The organism is Kosakonia cowanii JCM 10956 = DSM 18146 (assembly GCF_001975225.1).
Classification (GTDB): Bacteria; Pseudomonadota; Gammaproteobacteria; order Enterobacterales; family Enterobacteriaceae; genus Kosakonia; species Kosakonia cowanii.
This window is the reverse complement of record NZ_CP019445.1, coordinates 1,107,600-1,124,328: the sequence shown is the minus strand read 5'-3', so window position 1 is coordinate 1,124,328 and position 16,729 is coordinate 1,107,600. Positions and strand designations below refer to the sequence as shown.

Here is a 16,729-nt window from a genome sequence, read left to right as displayed (position 1 = left end):
TATGTACGATCTTCACGTGGTGCTGGATAACGCGCCCGGCGCGCTGGCGGCGCTTGGCGAAACGCTCGGTCGCAATGGCGTCGGTCTTGAGGGCGGCGGGGTGTTTACCGTCAATGCGCAGTGCCATGCTCACTTTCTGGTGGAAGAGGGGGAGCGCGCAGGACAGGTGTTGAAGGCGGCAGGCTTTACGCTGCAAAGCGTGAGAAAGCCACTTATCCGCAAGCTAAAGCAGGAGAGGCCGGGTGAGCTGGGTGCAATTGCACGCGCGCTGGCAAACGCCGGGATCAACATTGAAGTGCAGTACAGCGATCACGATAATCGCTTGATCCTGCTCACCGATAATGATCCACTGGCGCACGAGTTGACACAACATTGGGACGTTTCGAAAGCATGAGTTTACCTGCCGATAATTCACCGCCTGCGCTGGAGAGCGCTCTTGCCGCCATAGCCAGCGCCATGGCGGAGCCGTCGCGCGCGCGGATGCTCTGCGCGCTGATGGATGGGCGGGCGTGGACCGCAACGGAACTCTGCGCGGTGGTTGATATCGCCGCGTCGACGGCCAGCGCGCACTTAACCAAGCTGCTAAACAGCGGGCTGCTAGTCTGCGTCTCGCAGGGTCGGCATCGCTACTACCGGCTGGCGGGCAGCGATGTCGCCGGGCTGCTGGAAAATATGATGGGTGTCTCGATGCGCGGCGCCAAAGCGCCCGTCACCCGCACGCCGCAAGCGCTACGCCGGGCGCGTACCTGTTACGATCACCTCGCCGGTGAGGTCGCTGTTGGCATTTACAGCGTGATGCAGCGAGATGGGTGGATAACCGAAGCGGGCGATGCGGTAACTGAAACCGGCAGGCGCGAGCTTGCAAAACTCGGCGTAGCGCTCGACCCGCACACCCGCCGTAAACCTTGCAGCGCCTGCCTCGACTGGAGCGAGCGCCGCTTTCATCTTGGCGGCGATGCCGGCGCCGCGCTGCTTATCGCCTTCGAACAGCGCGGCTGGCTGCAGCGCACGCCGGGCTACCGCGAAGTGACGATTACCGAAGAGGGAAGAAGCGCACTGTTTAGGGTGTTTGGTGTGCAAGGATGAGAAGAAAAATGTCGGTGCGCTTGTGAAATAACCAACGGCATCTTGCTTACATAGCTTGCAGACTATAATTTTTTCATATAGCAAGAAAGCTATGAGGGAACGGGGTTTTAACGAGAAGCGGTTTTATAAAGAGATGATTAAAATTGCCGGCGCAGAGTTCAGCAAGCATATGCGAAATAAGGAGTTATTATGGCAACCTTAGACGAACTATTAGCGAAACGAAGCCCTGAAAGTCTGGCGCGCATTGAAGAGCGGGTTGATGAGTTGCGTCGCAGCATTGTGTTAAGCCAGCTTCGTGAAGAGTTGAGCATTTCCCAGACCGAGCTTGCCAGCCTGATGGGTGTGAAGCAGCCAACGCTTGCCAAAATAGAGCAGCCGGGCAACGATCCGCGTCTCTCAACCCTTAAACGCTACGTTGCGGCGCTGGGCGGCGAGTTAACCATTGATATTACGTTGCCCACCGGTAAACGGGTGGCATTTCAGATCTGAGTCTGCCCCGCTATACCGCGTATGGCTTTCCGGTGGACGGTTGCAACATATCCAGCCACCAACCACTGTGCTGGCCCCAGCTTGAACCGCCTCGAACGCCACCATCCGCGCCCAAAGTCGTCGCATTTGTAGGCCGGATAAGGCATTAGCCGCCATCCGGCATTGCAGCCGATTGCTGCCTGATGGCGCTGCGCTTATCAGGCCTACGCAACCCAAATCGTATGTAAGGCAACGCCGCCATCCGGCGCATCAACCTCTCACGAATGCTCCGTTATCGCCTGCGCGGCGCAGATCAGCGCCAGATGGCTCAACCCCTGCGGCAGGTTGCCGCTCCATTTTCCGGTGCGCACGTCGAACATCTCATTGAAGGTTTCGACGTTGCCTTTATCGCAGATGCACTCAAGGATCTCCTCCATCGCGGTTTTCGCGCACTCGATCTCGCCCATTGCCGCCCAGGCTTCCGCCAGCCAAAACGAACAGGCGACGAAGGTGTTCTCCTCCTCCTGCACGCCGCTGTAGCGGTAGGTCATGGCGCAGCCGTCGCCCAACTCTTCGCGGATGGCGCGGTAGGTGGATAACATGCGTTGCGGATTAACGCTGTTGCCATAGCGGTGCACCAGCGCCAGCGACGCGTCGAGGCGATCCTCGCTTTGCGGGTAAAAGAGATAGGCCTGCTTGCTCTCGGACCAGCAGTGCTCCTCCACCCAGTCGCGAATACGGTCGCGCTCGCGCTCCCAGCGCCCCACCCAGGTCGGCTCAATATGCTTCTCGCGCGCCATCTCGACCGCGCGGTCAAGGGCCAGCCAGCAGGCCATTTTGGAGTGGGTATAGTGCTGGTGCTCAGGCAGTTCCCAGATGCCGCAATCCTTTTGCCGCCAGTGATCGGCGCAGCAGTTCGCCAGCTCGCCCAGTAAACGTGACGTGCGCAGATCGAGCACGTGTCCGGCGTTAACAAACAGCTGCGCCGTCGCCAGCATGTCGCCATACATACTCAGTTGCAGCTGATCGCGGGCGTTATTGCCGACGCGCACCGGGCGTGAATCTTTATAGCCACGCAGCGGAGGATAGGTCTCGGCGGGCACCGCTTCGCCCTCCAGCGTGTAGCAAGCGTGGAGGCGCACACCGTGGCGAATAATCGTTTTTGATAACCAGGAGAAGGCGGCTTTGCACTCCTCCAGCGCGCCGAGAAAGGCGAAGGCTTTAATAATCAGGCAGGCATCGCGCACCCAGGCATAGCGGTAGTCATAGTTTTTCTCTTTGCCGACCCCTTCCGGGATCGACGTCGTTGCCGCTGCGGCAAGGGCACCGGTCGGTGAGTACCAGAGAAACTTCAGCGCCAGCGCCGAGCGCCCGACATGATTTTCATACGCTCCGCGGTAGCTGAGGCTTTTTGACCAGTCGACCCACGCGGTGTGGCTGGTCTCGATCCGTTCATCAATCGCCGTGAGATCCGGCACCGCCAGCGGCTCTTTCTCCGTCACCAGCAGCGCCACCAACGTGCGGCTCTCAGGTGAGGCCGTAAAGGTGCCGTGGATCTGCTCATCATCAACATCGACGATCGCCACATCCTCGCTGGTACGCAGCATCGCCATCAGATCGGCGATATGGTAGACGTTGCCGTGAGCGGTTTCGTTAAGCCACGGCGAGCAGGTTTCCGCCCGCGTGCCAAAGCGCAGGGAGAGCTTCATCTTCACCTCCCCCTCAAGGCCTTCAACGCGCCGCGCCAGCTCGCTCCACGGTAGGCGGCCCGCCAGCGTGCTGTTAATCGATTCGGTAATTAGCACTTTGCCGCTGTCGGTAGTGAAGGTGGTTTCCAGCACGTTACTGTCATCGCGATAGCGCCGCGTCACGCTGTAGGGCGCATCCGGCTCAAGCTGAAAAAAACCGCCGATATCGGGGTCGAGCAGGCGGTCAAACAGCGGGGCCGAATCAAGATTGGGCGCGCACCACCAGTCAATCGAGCCATCCGGCGCAATCAGCGCCACGGAGCGACCCTCGCCGATAGCCGCATAATCGCCCGCCTCGACAAAGCCATTTTCCCGCACGGGAGAGGTGTATTGCGCGTTCTTCACGGTCTGTTATGTCCTGTTGAGAGGAGGGGAGAAGCGGACGTGGCCGCCGGGCGGCGACCACGAGATGCAGGATTGTGGCAATCCTTACAACGTACCGGTACCCCCGTCGGAGCACCATACCTGGCCGGAGCTGTAGCTGCTTTCCGGCGACGCCATCGTTACGTACAGCGGCGCAATCTCAACCGGCTGGCCTGGGCGTTTCAGCGGTGCGCTGGCACCAAACTGCTGCACTTTCTCCTGCGGCTGACCGCCACTTGATTGCAGCGGTGTCCAGTAAGGACCCGGTGCGACGGCATTGACGCGAATACCTTTCTCGCCCAGCTGCTGCGCCAGGGATTTGGTAAAGGCGACAATCGAGGCTTTGGTCTGCGCGTAATCAAGCAGGATCGGGCTTGGCTGGTAGGCCTGCACCGAAGAGGTGTTGATAATGCTTGCGCCTTCCGGCAGGTGTTTCACCGCCGCTTTAGTGATCCAGAACATCGCGTAGACGTTGGTCTTAAAGGTGGCGTCGAAATCTTCCGTCGACAGGGTGAGGATCGATTCGTTGAACTGCTGGCGACCGGCGTTGTTAACCAGAATATCCAGCCCGCCAAGGCCTTTAACGGCTTCCTCTACCAGCTGCTGGCAGAAGGCTTCGGAGCGGATATCGCCCGGAATCGCAATCGCTTTGCGGCCTTCTGCTTCAATCAGTTTGATCACTTCTGCCGCATCGGACTCCTCTTCCGGCAGATAGTTAATCGCCACGTCAGCCCCTTCACGGGCATAAGCGATGGCGACAGCGCGCCCGATACCAGAGTCACCCCCGGTGATCAGCGCTTTACGTCCGGTCAAACGGCCAGAACCGCGATAGCTGGTTTCGCCATGATCCGGCACCGGGATCATCTTGCTGGCAAGGCCAGGCGGCGTTTGCGGTTGCTCGGCAAAAGGAGGGGTCGGGTAGTGCGGCGCTAAAGGTCGTTTAGTGTTTTGCTCTGCCATGCTTGCTCCTTAAACGTTATGTAGACACGTGTTTAAGCCTGGCATAGATGTGAGCGTTGTCACGTTACGGGCAGGAAAACCAGGAATATGTGAAATAAAACGGCAGCGAAACGCGGTGTTTTCGCTGCCGTCAGGATCAGTCGAGATCCGCGCCGTTGCTGGCGATCACCTTCTTATACCACCAGAAGGATTTCTTGCGGCTGCGCGCCAGCGTGCCGTTGCCCTGGTCGTCGCGGTCGACATAGACAAAGCCGTAGCGTTTGCTCATCTCACCGGTGGAGGCCGCCACCAGATCGATGCAGCCCCAACTGGTGTAACCCATCACCGGAATACCATCTTCAATCGCATCGCCCATCGCGCGGATATGCTCGCGCAGGTAGCTGATGCGGTAATCGTCATGGATCTCACCGTTGGCATCGACCTCATCTTTCGCCCCCAGCCCGTTCTCCACCAAAAAGAGCGGCTTCTGATAGCGGTCATACATCATGTTCATGGTGATGCGCAGGCCAAGCGGATCGATACCCCAGCCCCATTCGCTCACCTCAACATGCGGGTTGCGCAGGGATTTGACGATATTCGCCGCGCTGGTGTTGGCGGCGTTCATCTCGGCCGAGGCGCAGCGCGAGGCGTAGTAGCTAAAGGAGACAAAATCGACGGTGTTTTTCAGGATGTCGTCATCGCCTTGCTCTTTAACAATTTGCACCCCTTTTTCGCGAAATACGCGGGCGGAGTAGGCCGGGTAGCTGCCGCGCGCCTGCACATCGATAAAGAAGAGGTTTTCGCGATCCTTCTCCAGCGCCGTCCAGACATCGGCCGGTTTGCAGGAGTAGGGGTAGAAGTTACCGCCCGCCAGCATGCAGCCCACCTGGTTTTGCGGGTTCACCTCATGGGCGATTTTGGTCGCCAGCGAGCTGGCAATCAGCTCATGGTGCGCGGCCTGGTACTTCACCTGATCCTGGTTTTCGCCCTCTTCGAACACCAGCCCGGCACCGGAGAAGGGGCTGTGCAGCATGATGTTGATTTCGTTGAAGGTAAGCCAGTACTTCACCAGCCCGTCAAAGGCTTCAAAACAGGTGCGGGCATAGCGGGTGAAAAACTCCACCATTTTGCGGTTGCGCCATGATCCATACTCCGTCACCAGGTGCATCGGCACATCGAAGTGGCACAGCGTCACCAGCGGTTCGATATTGTACTTTTTGCACTCTTCAAACACCGCGCGATAGAAGGCGATCCCCTCTTCATTCGGCGTTAATTCGTCGCCTTTCGGGTAGAGACGGCTCCAGGCAATTGAGGTGCGGAACACCGTAAAGCCCATCTCTGCCATCAGAGCGATATCCTCTTTGTAGCGATGGTAAAAATCGATCGCCTGATGGCTGGGATAGTACTCATCGTCGCGCAGGGCAAAGCGCTTCTCCTGCCCCAGTTTCACCGCCAGACGGTTCGCGCCGTGCGGGATCATATCGACGGTGGTCAGCCCCTTGCCGCCCTCCAGATATCCCCCTTCCGACTGGTTGGCGGCCAGTGCGCCGCCCCATAAAAATCCTTGCGGAAAAACAGCCATGCGTTACCTCGCTCTATTAATCAGGCTTGTGCTTCTTTTACCGTTACCGGCTGCGCCGTCGGTGCGTTTTTCTCCGCTTCGACCGGAATATCCTCAAAGCCGAGCAGCAGCGTCAGCACAAACGACAGCACCACCGCCAGCGCCATCACGCCAAACACCCAGACAATGGTCATCGGGTTTGCCGGATCGAAGAACTGCACGCTGGTAAATAACCCCGGTGCCGCCATGGAGTGGCTGGCAAGCCCGGCGATACCGGCGACCGCGCCGCAGATAAAGCCGCTGATGAGGCTGGCGATCAGCGGGCGTTTCAGGCGAACCGCCACGCCGTAGAGCGCCGGTTCGGAGATGCCGGCGAGGATCGCCGAGGCCGCCGCCGCCATCGCCGTCTGGCGCAGCTCCGGGTTTTTCGTTTTCCATGCCACCGCCAGCGACGAGCCGCCAAGGGAGAGGTTCGCGCCGATTTCCGACGGCATGACCATCCCCTCTTTGCCCGTCTCGGCAATGGTCTGAATGATAGTTGGCGTAAAGACGCGGTGCATACCGGTCATTACCAGCAGCGGCCACAGCGCGCCCATAATGGCAACCGAGAGCCAGCCGAGATAGCCGTGAATGGTGTAAACCAGCGCGGAAATGGCGCTACCGATCCAGATGCCGAGTGGGCCAATCAGCACAATCGCCAGCGGCGCAGCAATCAGCACAATCAGCATCGGCTTGAGGAAGTTTTTCGTCACCGCCGGGGTGATGCGATCGACCCAGCGTTCAATGTAGGAGAGGCACCAGGTCATCACCAGCGCCGGGATCACCGTGTAGGTATATTTCACCGCGGTCACCGGGATCAGCGCAAACTCGACGTGTTCGCCCTGCGCCGCTTTCGCCATCAGCTCAATAAAGCTCGGGTGCACCAGCACACCGGCAATGGCGATCGCCAGCGACATGTTGGTTTTGAATTTCACCGCCGCCGAGGCAGCCACCATCAGCGGCAGGAAGAAGAAGGCTCCGTCGCCAATCACCGTCAGGATGGTCAGGGTGGAGGAGCCTTTGGGCAGCGCGCCGGACATCTCCAGCACCATTGCCAGCAGTTTGACCATCGACCCGCCGATAATCGCCGGGATCAGTGGAGACATGGTGCCAATCAGCGCATCGAGAATGCCCGCGCCGATGCGGCGCAAGGTGAGTTTTTGTTTGGTCTGCGTCTCGACGGGCTGCATATCCTGCGGCAGCAGGCTGACCACTTCACGAAACGCCTGCGAAACCGTGTTACCGATAATCACCTGGCACTGGTTGTCGTTGCGTACCACGCCCATCACGCCGCTGATGCTTTTCAGCGTGGCGCTGTCGATGCGCGTTTCATCTTTTACCACGAAGCGCAGGCGCGTCATGCAGTGCGTTACGGCGGCAATGTTATCGACACCGCCCAGCGCATCTACCACCGAGTGGGCAAGCGCCGCATAGTTCTTAGCCATTGTTTTTTATCCTGTTTAATCAATAGGGTAATGACTTATCGCACGCCCAGGCGGCGATGAAACATGAGATAGGTAACCGGTTCCACAAAATCATGATGAGTTTGTTCGAGTGAAACAAGACCTAAAAATAACCACTTTTCCAAAGCGTGATGGAGATCACCGGATAACCACAAGCGCGCGCTATTTGCAGGATGGTTATCTGTTCCAATACGCGCCGTGGCTGAAGTACACTTCGCCACAGGACATTTGCAGGAGCAGGACAGATGGCGACAATGCAGGAGGTGGCGAAGCGGGCAGGGGTGTCGAAAGCCACGGTTTCACGCGTATTGACGGGCAAAGGCTATGTCAGCGAGGAGACAAAAAGCCGCGTCTTTCAGGCAATTAGCGAGAGCGGCTACCGGCCAAACTTGCTGGCGCGCAGCCTTGCCAGCAGCACCACCCAGACGCTGGGATTAGTGGTCACTAACACCCTTTACCACGGCGTCTACTTCAGCGAACTGCTCTCCCACGCGGCGCGCATGACCGAAGACAAAGGGCGTCAGCTGCTGCTGGCAGATGGCAAACACAGCGCCGAAGAGGAGCGTCAGGCGATCCAGTACCTGCTCGATCTGCGCTGCGATGCCGTCATCATCTACCCGCGTTTTCTCAGCGTCGACGAGCTGGATGCGATTATCGACAGCCACACTCAGCCGATTGTGGTGCTCAACCGCCGCCTGCGCAAAAACCTCAGCCACTGCGTCTTTTGCGATCAGCACGCCGCCAGCCAGCAGGCGGTCTCCGCGCTGATTGCGCGCGGTCATCGCGATATTGCGCTGATCACCGGCTCGCTCGATTCGCCTACCGGCATTGAGCGCCTATCAGGCTACAAAGATGCGCTGCAACAGCAGGGCATTGCGGTACGTAACGAATTGATTGTCGAAGGGAAATGGACACCGCAAAGCGGCGCAAGCGGCGTGCGTGAACTGCTGGAGCGCAATGTCTCTTTCAGCGCGCTGGTGGCGAGCAATGACGACATGGCGGTGGGTGCTATCAAACAGCTGCATGACAGCGGCATCGCCATACCCGGTCAGGTTTCCGTGGTGGGCTTTGATGATATCGCCATGGCCCCCTTCACCGTGCCGGCGCTCTCCAGCGTCAAAATCCCGGTCACCGGCATGATCAAAGAGACCATCAACCGCCTGATCTTTATGCTCGATGGCGGCGACTTTACCCTGCAATCCACCTTTCCCGGCGAGTTGATCCTGCGCGACTCCATCACCAGCGGCCCCTGCGCCTGAGGTGTCAGCCGTCATCGACACTTCTGTCGATGACAGCGCTGCGCTTTTACTAACATCATTAAATTCAGCCACTTAAAAAGTGGCACGCTTTATGAATACTTCAGCGGGACAAGGCTCTTAGCTGGAGAAAATGATGAACCGATTTATTATGGCCGACGCCGCAAAATGCATCGGCTGCCGCACCTGCGAGGTGGCCTGCGTGGTCTCCCATCAGGCGGATCGCGACTGCGCGGCGCTCACCCCGGAAACCTTCCTGCCGCGTATTCACGTGGTAAAAGGCGTCAATGTGTCGACGGCGACCATGTGTCGTCAGTGCGAAGACGCGCCCTGCGCCAATGTCTGCCCGAACGGCGCCATCCGCCGCGACGAGGGCTTTGTGCATGTGATGCAGGAGCGCTGCATCGGCTGCAAAACCTGCGTGGTGGCCTGCCCCTATGGCGCGATGGAGGTGGTGGTGCGTCCGGTTATTCGCCACAGCGGCGCGGGCCTCAATGTGCGGGCGGAAAAAGCCGAAGCCAACAAGTGCGATCTCTGCCACCACAGCGAGAGCGGCCCGGCCTGCATTCAGGCCTGCCCGACCAAGGCGCTGGTCTGCATCGATCGTAATGTGCTGGAGCAGATGAGCGCGGACAAACGGCGTCGCGCCGCGCTCGACAGTTCGCTCTCCATTACCTTCTAACCCCTTTACTTTCACTTTTAACAGGTCTGTTACTGATGAAGAAGATCACAAGTGTTTGCCCATACTGCGGCGCGGGCTGCAAACTGAAACTGGTTGTTGATGACGGAAAAATCATCCGCGCGGAAGCCGCCGACGGCCATACCAACCAGAATGAACTCTGCCTGAAAGGCTACTACGGCTGGGATTTCCTCAACGACACCAAACTGCTCACCCCGCGCCTGACGCAACCGATGATCCGCTATCAAAAAGGGGGCAAGCTCACCCCGGTCAGCTGGGATGAGGCGATCCGCTACACCGCTAAGCGCCTGGGCGAAATCAAAGCCCAGTTCGGCCCGCGCGCCATTATGACCACCGGTTCATCACGCGGGACGGGGAACGAAACCAACTATGTGATGCAGAAGTTCGCCCGCGGCGTGCTCAATACCAACAATGTCGACTGCTGCGCCCGCGTCTGCCATGGCCCCTCTGTTGCCGGGTTGCAGGAGACCCTCGGTAACGGCGCGATGAGCAACTCCATCAGTGATATTGAAAATTCCCGCTGCCTGCTTATTTTTGGCTACAACTGCGCCGATTCGCACCCGATCGTGGCGCGAAGAGTGATTAAAGCCCGGCAAAATGGCGCGAAAATTATTGTCTGCGATCCGCGTCGAATCGAGACCGCGCGCATCGCCGACCAGCATCTGCAACTGAAAAATGGCTGCAATATGGCACTGGTCAACGCCTTCGGTTATGTGCTGCTCGAAGAGGAGCTGTATGACAAAGATTATGTCGCCAGCTTTACCACCGGGCTGGATGCCTACCGTGAAACGGTAAAAGAGTACGCGCCGGAAGCGGTGGAACACCTCACCGGCGTGCCGGCAAAACAGGTGCGCCAGGCGATGCGCACCTTTGCCGCCGCGCCGTCCGCCACCATTATGTGGGGCATGGGCGTGACGCAGTTTGGTCAGGCGGTCGATGTGGTGAAAGGGTTATCGAGCCTCGCACTGCTCACCGGCAACCTCGGCCGCGAACATGTCGGCGTCGGCCCGGTGCGCGGTCAGAACAATGTGCAGGGCGCGTGCGATATGGGCGTCATCCCGAACCAGTTCCCTGGTTATCAGGATGTGGTCGACCCGCAGGTGCGGGCTAAATTCGCCGCTGCCTGGGGGATCGATCCGGCGGTAATGGATGGTCAGGTGGGCGTGCGCATTACCGAAGTGCCGCACCTGGCGCTGGAGGGCAAAGTGAAAGCCTACTACATCATGGGCGAGGATCCGCTACAGACCGAAGCGGACCTGGGCCTGGTGCGCAAAGGCTTTGAGGCCCTCGACTTTATCGTGGTGCAGGATATCTTTATGACCAAAACCGCCGAACAGGCGGACGTGCTGCTGCCCGCCACCTCGTGGGGTGAACATGGCGGCGTCTTTACCTGCGCCGACCGCGGTTTCCAGCGCTTCGAAAAAGCGATTGAGCCGACCTATAACGTCAAACGTGACTGGGAAATTATCAGCCTGATTGCCACCGAGATGGGCTACCCGATGCACTATGACAACAATCAGCAGATTTGGGACGAACTGCGCGAACTCTGCCCGCTCTTTTACGGCGTCACCTACGAGAAGATGGGCGATATGGGCCATGTTCAGTGGCCGTGTCCGACGCTCGAACACCCCGGCACGCCTTACCTTTACCACGACAACAAGTTTGATACGCCGGATGGCAAAGGCCACCTCTTCGCCGCGCCGTGGCGCGCGCCCGCCGAGCGCCCGAACAGCGAATTCCCGCTGGTGCTCTGTACCGTGCGCGAAGTGGGGCACTACTCCTGCCGCTCAATGACCGGTAACTGCGCGGCGCTGCAAACCCTCGCCGATGAGCCGGGCTTTGTGCAGATCAACCCGCAGGATGCCGATGCGCTGGGGATCCGTGACCGTCAGCTGGTGTGGGTGGAGTCGCGACGCGGGAAGGTGATCACCCGCGCGGATGTCAGCGAGCGCATCAACCAGGGCAGCGTCTATATGACTTACCAGTGGTGGATCGGTGCCTGTAACGAGCTGACGCAGGATAATCTGGATCCGATATCGAAAACGCCGGAGACCAAATATTGCGCGGTACGGGTGAGTGCGATCAACGATCAGTCCTGGGCCGAAGCGTACACTCAGCGCACCTATCAACAGATGAAGACGCGCCTGCGCGATGCGGCGCTGCAATGATGATATGAGCCAAAGCCCTGGGGTTTGCTTACGCGTTTACGGAAAAGTGCAGGGGGTGGGCTTCCGCCCCTTTGTCTGGCAACTGGCGCAGCAGCTGGCGCTGAACGGCGATGTCTGTAACGACGCGCAGGGGGTAGAGATACGCCTCGTTGGCGACGCGCAGGCCTTTCTCCGCCTTCTGCACCAGCGCTGTCCGCCGCTGGCGCGCATCGATCGCGTTGAGCAGCACCCCTTTCACTGGCCTGTTTTACCGCAGGCCTTCACCATCCGCGACAGCGCGGGCGGGGCAATGGATACGCAGATTGTTCCCGATGCCGCGACCTGTCCTGACTGTCTGGCGGAGATGTTCAACCCCGCCGGGCGCCGCTACCGCTACCCCTTTATCAACTGCACCCACTGCGGGCCGCGTTTTACCATCATTCATGCCATGCCCTATGACCGCCCGTTGACGGTGATGGCGGCGTTTCCTCTCTGCCCGGCCTGCGAAGCGGAGTACCACAATCCGCTGGACAGGCGATTTCACGCCCAGCCGGTGGCCTGCGCGGAATGTGGGCCGCAGCTGAGCTGGCATGATGCGAGCTACCGGGCGACGGGCGAAGAGGCGTTGCAGATGGCGGTGGCGCTGATCAAAAGCGGCGGCGTGGTGGCGGTAAAAGGCATTGGCGGCTTCCATCTGGTCTGCGATGCGGGCAACGAGGCCGCCGTGCGCTATCTGCGCGCGCGAAAACAGCGCCCGACCAAGCCGTTGGCGGTAATGCTGGTGTCAAGCGATGGCCTCTCCCCTGAAGCGCAGCGCCTGCTGGCCACACCTGCGGCGCCGATTGTGCTGGTGGAAAGCGCAAGCATCAGCGGCCTCTGTGAGGCCATTGCGCCTGGGCTTGATGAGATTGGTGTGATGCTGCCTTCAAACCCGGTGCAGCATCTGCTGGCGCAGGCGTTGCAGCGCCCGCTGGTGATGACCTCCGGCAACCTCAGCGGTAGACCGCCAGCACTCACCAACGCTGCCGCGCAGGCTGAGCTGGCGTCGATAGTCGACGGTTTCCTGCTGCATAATCGCGATATTGTGCAGCGCATGGATGACTCTGTGGTGCGGGCGAGCGGCGAGATGCTGCGGCGCGCGAGGGGCTATGTGCCCGATGCGCTGCCGCTGCCGCCGGGCTTTCGTGATATTCCGCCGCTGCTCTGCCTCGGGGCGCAGATGAAAAACACCTTCTGCCTGCTGCGCGGCGACAGCGCCGTGCCGGGGCAACATTTCGGCGATTTAACCGATGAGGGCGTTGAGGCGCAGTGGCAAAACGCCCTGCGCCTGATGCAGCAGATCTACGATTTCACGCCGCAGCAGGTAGTGGTGGACGCGCATCCGGCTTACCGCACTCGTGCATGGGCGGATCGCACCGGTCTGCCGCTTCGCTCCGTGCTGCATCACCACGCCCACGCCGCCGCCTGCCTGGGCGAGCATGGCTGGCCGCTCGACGGCGGGGATGTGATTGCCATCACCCTTGATGGTATCGGCATGGGTGAGGGCGGTGCGCTGTGGGGCGGGGAGTGTTTGCGGGTTAACTACCGCGACTGCGAGCACCTCGGCGGCCTGCCAGCTGTGGCGCTGCCGGGGGGCGATCTCGCCGCGCGTCAGCCGTGGCGCAACTTGCTGGCGCAGATGCTGGCCTTTGTTGAGAGGTGGCAGGCGTACCCGGAAACGGCGCTTATCCAACAGCAGAACTGGCCGGTGCTGGAGCGAGCAATTGCGCGCGGTATTAACGCACCGCTGGCCTCATCCTGCGGGCGGCTGTTTGACGCGGTGGCCTGCGCGCTCGGCTGCGCGCCAGAGCAGCTTAGCTATGAAGGGGAGGCCGCCTGCCAGCTGGAAGCGCTGGCGGCAAAAGCGGAAAACGTTGAGCACCCGGTAAAGATGCCGCTTTGCGGGAACCGGCTCGATCTGGCAACCTTCTGGCAGACGTGGCTGGGCTGGCAGGCGCTACCCTCCGCGCGGGCGTGGGCATTCCACGATGCGCTGGCGTGCGGCTTTGCCGGGCTTGCGCGCGAGCAGGCCTGCAAGCGCGGCATTACGACGCTGGTGTTCAGCGGCGGCGTGCTGCATAACCGCCTGCTGAAAGCCCGCTTACAGCACTACCTGGTCGATTTCACGCTGCTTTTTCCCCACCAGCTTCCGGCCGGGGATGGCGGCATCGCCTTCGGCCAGGGGCTGGTGGCGGCCGCGCGGGCTATTGCCCCAGCGCCTTCAGCAGCGCAAAGGCCTCTTTCATGCGATCTTCACTGACCACAAACGCGCGCAGCTTATCATCAATGTCGAACCCTTTTGCCACCATGCCTGCGGCATCGGTAGTGATGCGCCAGCGCAGGTCGGCGCGCGAGGTTTCACCCGCCAGGTGCAGCGGCATCAGCGGCGTTTTCACCTTTACCAGCATCGGCGGCAGCGTCAGTTGTGCCGGGCTTCCGGTCAGGTTTTTCGCCAGCGTCATGGCGCTGAGCTGAATGGGTTGCAGGAAGGGCAGTACCTGACCATTAATCTCGGCGCAGTCGCCCAGCGCGAAGAGATGCGGATGGCTGGTTTGCAGCGTTGCGTCGACGACAATCCCGCGGCGGGTCTCCAGCCCGGCAGCTTGCGCCAGTGCGGTGTGCGGCACCAGACCGGTGGCGGCAACCACCACATCGGCATCGACACTGCATTCATCATCCAGCTGCGCCCGCACGCCGCTCTCCCGAGCCTCAAGCCGTGCCAGTTTAGAGGCGAGCAGCAGGCGCACGCCGTTTGCCGTCAGGCAGTGTTGCAGGCGAGCGCTCACCTCCGGCGGCATCAGCGCCGGAAGGATGCTGGCGGCGTTATCCAGCAGGGTGACGGTTTTCCCGGCGCGCTGAAAATCCATCGCTAACTCACAGCCAATCAGCCCGGCACCGACAATCAGCACCCGCTTTGCCGCCCGCAGTTGCTCTTCGCAGGCGTGGTACTCCTGCAAACTGTTGAGCGTCAGCATCATTTCACGCCCCGGCAGCGGCGGCACAAAGGCTTTCGCCCCGGTCGCCAGCACTAACTTATCGTACTGCCAGCTTCTGTCGGCGCTTTTCACCACCTGCGCATGGGGATCGATGGCGGTGACAAAGGTGTAGGGGAAAAGGCGCACGTTGAACTGCTCGGCGAAGTCGCCCGCCGTCTGGCGGATCAGATCCTCAGCGCGCTGCGCCTGGCTTATCACATGGCTCAGTTCCGGCTTGCTGTACTCTTCCATGCCGTCGGCGGCAATCAGCGTCAGCGGCACGTGGCTGTCCAGCTTGCGGATATTTTTCACCAGCGTGCGGGCGGCGAAGCCCGAGCCGATAATCACAATCCCGGCGCTCATTTTGCCTCCACTGCCAGTTCGTCAAATACCTCTTTACCCAGCGAACACTCCGGGCAGAGGAAGGTGTCTGGCACCTCAGACCATGGCGTACCCGGCGCGACATCCTGCATCGGCTCGCCTGTTTGCGGGTCATAAATCCACTGGCAGACGCTGCACTGCATACGCGGGCCGAGATCGGCGGCTGATTCTGCGCAGCCGCTGGCGGCTTGCGCGGCGGGCTGGCTGAGCGGCTCCGGCAGCGGAGCGAGCGCCCACTGGCGGGCGATATCGCGCCCGTGCTGGCGGCAGATCTCCAGCGCGTCGACATCCGGGCGCCATTTCGCTTTCAGGCTAAGGGACATCTCAAACCCGGCATCCTGCAAACGCGTCGAGAGGCGATCGACCGCGCCGCCGCTCCAGCCGTGGGAGCCAAAGGCGCTGGCGCGCTTATTGCGAAAACGCAGGCCGGTGATCTCCTCCACCAGCCCGGCGATCTTCGGCATCATCACGTTGTTCATCGTCGACGTGCCGACCAGCACCCCTTTGGAGCGGAAGACATTGGTGAGCACATCGTTTTTATCGCTGCGCGCAACGTTGAAGATTTTCACCGCCACGCGCGGATCGACTTCGTTGATTCCCTGGGCGATGGCGTCGGCCATCATGCGGGTGTTGTTCGACATAGTGTCGTAGAAAATAGTGATGCGATCTTCCTGATAATCCGCCGCCCATTTCAGATACAGCTCAACGATCTGCGTCGGGTTATCGCGCCACACCACGCCGTGGGAGGTGGCAATCATCTCCACCGGCAGGTTAAAACCGAGGATCTCGGTAATTTTCGGCGTTACCAGCCGGCTAAAGGGGGTGAGGATATTGGCGTAGTAGCGCTGGCACTGCTCAAACAGCTCGGCCTGATCCACCTCATCATTGAACAGATGTTCGTCGCAGTAGTGCTGGCCGAAGGCGTCATTGCTGAACAGCACCGCGTCGCCGGTCAGGTAGGTCATCATGCTGTCGGGCCAGTGCAGCATTGGCGTTTCGACAAAGATCAGCTGTTTGCCGTTGCCGATATCCAGCGTATCGCCGGTTTTCACCACATGGAAATTCCATTCAGGGTGATGATGGTGGCCGTTAATCGAGTCGATAGCGTTATGGGTACAGTAGATTGGCGTATCGGGGATATGCGACATCAGCTCCGTCAGCGCGCCCGCGTGATCCTCTTCGGCGTGGTTAATGACGATGTAGTCGATCATCGCCAGATCGATCTCGCCGCGCAGGTTCTGCACGAACTCGCGGCTGAATTTGTGATCGACGGTATCAATCAGCACGTTTTTGCCCTCGCGGATCAGGTAGCTGTTATAGCTGCTGCCCTTCAGCGTTTTGTATTCGGTGCCGTGAAAATCACGAACTTCCCAGTCGCGTTGTCCAACCCAGTGAATGTTGTTTTTTACATGAATCGCCATGATCGTAATCCTGTGCAGTTTCTCAGTGTGATACATGGCTATATCAAGAGGCGTGCCAGCTTTTTATCATTTTGATATTGATATATTTTTTTAAAATAATCGAAAATTAGAATGTCATTATGACTATGATAAATACAGTCAAT

Annotated in this window: 13 protein-coding genes; 7 read left to right on the top strand and 6 right to left on the bottom strand. The window is 59.8% G+C overall.

The window, feature by feature from the left end; genetic code table 11:
• Window position 1: 1 nt before the first annotated feature.
• The 3 genes from BWI95_RS05265 to BWI95_RS05255 all read left to right on the top strand — a co-directional run bounded on the left by BWI95_RS05265 (window position 2) and on the right by BWI95_RS05255 (window position 1,575).
• The gene (locus BWI95_RS05265; protein ID WP_054804328.1) at window positions 2-394 is read left to right on the top strand and encodes an amino acid-binding protein; all 393 of its coding nucleotides are present in this window, start codon (window positions 2-4) and stop codon (window positions 392-394) included.
• Complete coding sequence (locus tag BWI95_RS05260; RefSeq protein ID WP_054804329.1) at window positions 391-1,086, top strand: ArsR/SmtB family transcription factor; 696 nt, start codon at window positions 391-393, stop codon at window positions 1,084-1,086. Before BWI95_RS05265 ends, BWI95_RS05260 begins: the two co-directional genes overlap by 4 nt.
• 189 nt (window positions 1,087-1,275) lie before the next feature.
• Window positions 1,276-1,575 carry a helix-turn-helix domain-containing protein gene (locus BWI95_RS05255; RefSeq protein WP_054804330.1) on the top strand — a complete coding sequence of 100 codons (300 nt, stop codon included), beginning with the start codon at window positions 1,276-1,278 and terminating at the stop codon, window positions 1,573-1,575.
• A gap of 257 nt (window positions 1,576-1,832) precedes the next feature.
• Here the strand turns inward: BWI95_RS05255 and BWI95_RS05250 are convergent, their stop codons facing one another.
• From BWI95_RS05250 to ascF, 4 genes are all read right to left on the bottom strand, one after another.
• A complete protein-coding gene (locus tag BWI95_RS05250; RefSeq protein WP_076769117.1) occupies window positions 1,833-3,647 on the bottom strand; it encodes a glycoside hydrolase family 15 protein in 1,815 nt (604 codons plus the stop codon).
• An 84-nt stretch (window positions 3,648-3,731) separates the two neighbouring features.
• On the bottom strand, window positions 3,732-4,625 hold the full coding sequence (locus BWI95_RS05245) for an SDR family oxidoreductase (protein ID WP_023480577.1): 894 nt from the start codon (window positions 4,623-4,625) through the stop codon (window positions 3,732-3,734).
• 136 nt (window positions 4,626-4,761) lie between these two features.
• Window positions 4,762-6,186, bottom strand: a complete 1,425-nt coding sequence (locus BWI95_RS05240; RefSeq protein WP_054804333.1) for a 6-phospho-beta-glucosidase — start codon at window positions 6,184-6,186, stop codon at window positions 4,762-4,764.
• Window positions 6,187-6,206: 20 nt separating this feature from the next.
• On the bottom strand, window positions 6,207-7,649 hold the full coding sequence (gene ascF / locus BWI95_RS05235; RefSeq protein WP_054804334.1) for a PTS cellobiose/arbutin/salicin transporter subunit IIBC: 1,443 nt from the start codon (window positions 7,647-7,649) through the stop codon (window positions 6,207-6,209).
• A gap of 263 nt (window positions 7,650-7,912) precedes the next feature.
• Between ascF and BWI95_RS05230 the strand changes: the two genes are divergently transcribed.
• The 4 genes from BWI95_RS05230 to hypF all read left to right on the top strand — a co-directional run bounded on the left by BWI95_RS05230 (window position 7,913) and on the right by hypF (window position 14,069).
• Window positions 7,913-8,926 carry a LacI family DNA-binding transcriptional regulator gene (locus BWI95_RS05230; RefSeq protein ID WP_054804335.1) on the top strand — a complete coding sequence of 338 codons (1,014 nt, stop codon included), beginning with the start codon at window positions 7,913-7,915 and terminating at the stop codon, window positions 8,924-8,926.
• Between the two features lie 133 nt (window positions 8,927-9,059).
• Window positions 9,060-9,605: an electron transport protein HydN gene (gene hydN / locus BWI95_RS05225; RefSeq protein WP_023480526.1), complete on the top strand. Its 546-nt coding sequence runs from the start codon at window positions 9,060-9,062 to the stop codon at window positions 9,603-9,605.
• A 35-nt stretch (window positions 9,606-9,640) separates the two neighbouring features.
• A complete protein-coding gene (fdhF, locus tag BWI95_RS05220) occupies window positions 9,641-11,791 on the top strand; it encodes a formate dehydrogenase subunit alpha (RefSeq protein ID WP_076769116.1) in 2,151 nt (716 codons plus the stop codon).
• A 4-nt stretch (window positions 11,792-11,795) separates the two neighbouring features.
• Complete coding sequence (gene hypF / locus BWI95_RS05215; RefSeq protein ID WP_076770284.1) at window positions 11,796-14,069, top strand: carbamoyltransferase HypF; 2,274 nt, start codon at window positions 11,796-11,798, stop codon at window positions 14,067-14,069.
• On the opposite strand, the gene norW is transcribed toward hypF, so the two are convergent.
• Window positions 14,014-15,147, bottom strand: a complete 1,134-nt coding sequence (gene norW, locus BWI95_RS05210) for an NADH:flavorubredoxin reductase NorW (RefSeq protein WP_054804336.1) — start codon at window positions 15,145-15,147, stop codon at window positions 14,014-14,016. The genes hypF and norW overlap by 56 nt on opposite strands.
• Window positions 15,144-16,586, bottom strand: coding sequence for an anaerobic nitric oxide reductase flavorubredoxin (gene norV / locus BWI95_RS05205; RefSeq protein WP_076769115.1), 1,443 nt, complete (start codon window positions 16,584-16,586; stop codon window positions 15,144-15,146). Before norV ends, norW begins: the two co-directional genes overlap by 4 nt.
• Between the last annotated feature and the right edge of the window lie 143 nt (window positions 16,587-16,729).

Bases quoted from the DNA above. Each gene is read 5' to 3' on its own strand.
- BWI95_RS05265 (WP_054804328.1), top strand. From the start codon at position 2: ATGTACGATCTTCACGTGGTGCTGGATAACGCGCCCGGCGCGCTGGCG.
- BWI95_RS05260 (WP_054804329.1), top strand. From the start codon at position 391: ATGAGTTTACCTGCCGATAATTCACCGCCTGCGCTGGAGAGCGCTCTT.
- BWI95_RS05255 (WP_054804330.1), top strand. From the start codon at position 1,276: ATGGCAACCTTAGACGAACTATTAGCGAAACGAAGCCCTGAAAGTCTG.
- BWI95_RS05245 (WP_023480577.1), bottom strand. From the start codon at position 4,625: ATGGCAGAGCAAAACACTAAACGACCTTTAGCGCCGCACTACCCGACC.
- BWI95_RS05240 (WP_054804333.1), bottom strand. From the start codon at position 6,186: ATGGCTGTTTTTCCGCAAGGATTTTTATGGGGCGGCGCACTGGCCGCC.
- ascF (WP_054804334.1), bottom strand. From the start codon at position 7,649: ATGGCTAAGAACTATGCGGCGCTTGCCCACTCGGTGGTAGATGCGCTG.
- BWI95_RS05230 (WP_054804335.1), top strand. From the start codon at position 7,913: ATGGCGACAATGCAGGAGGTGGCGAAGCGGGCAGGGGTGTCGAAAGCC.
- hydN (WP_023480526.1), top strand. From the start codon at position 9,060: ATGAACCGATTTATTATGGCCGACGCCGCAAAATGCATCGGCTGCCGC.
- fdhF (WP_076769116.1), top strand. From the start codon at position 9,641: ATGAAGAAGATCACAAGTGTTTGCCCATACTGCGGCGCGGGCTGCAAA.
- hypF (WP_076770284.1), top strand. From the start codon at position 11,796: ATGAGCCAAAGCCCTGGGGTTTGCTTACGCGTTTACGGAAAAGTGCAG.
- norW (WP_054804336.1), bottom strand. From the start codon at position 15,147: ATGAGCGCCGGGATTGTGATTATCGGCTCGGGCTTCGCCGCCCGCACG.
- norV (WP_076769115.1), bottom strand. From the start codon at position 16,586: ATGGCGATTCATGTAAAAAACAACATTCACTGGGTTGGACAACGCGAC.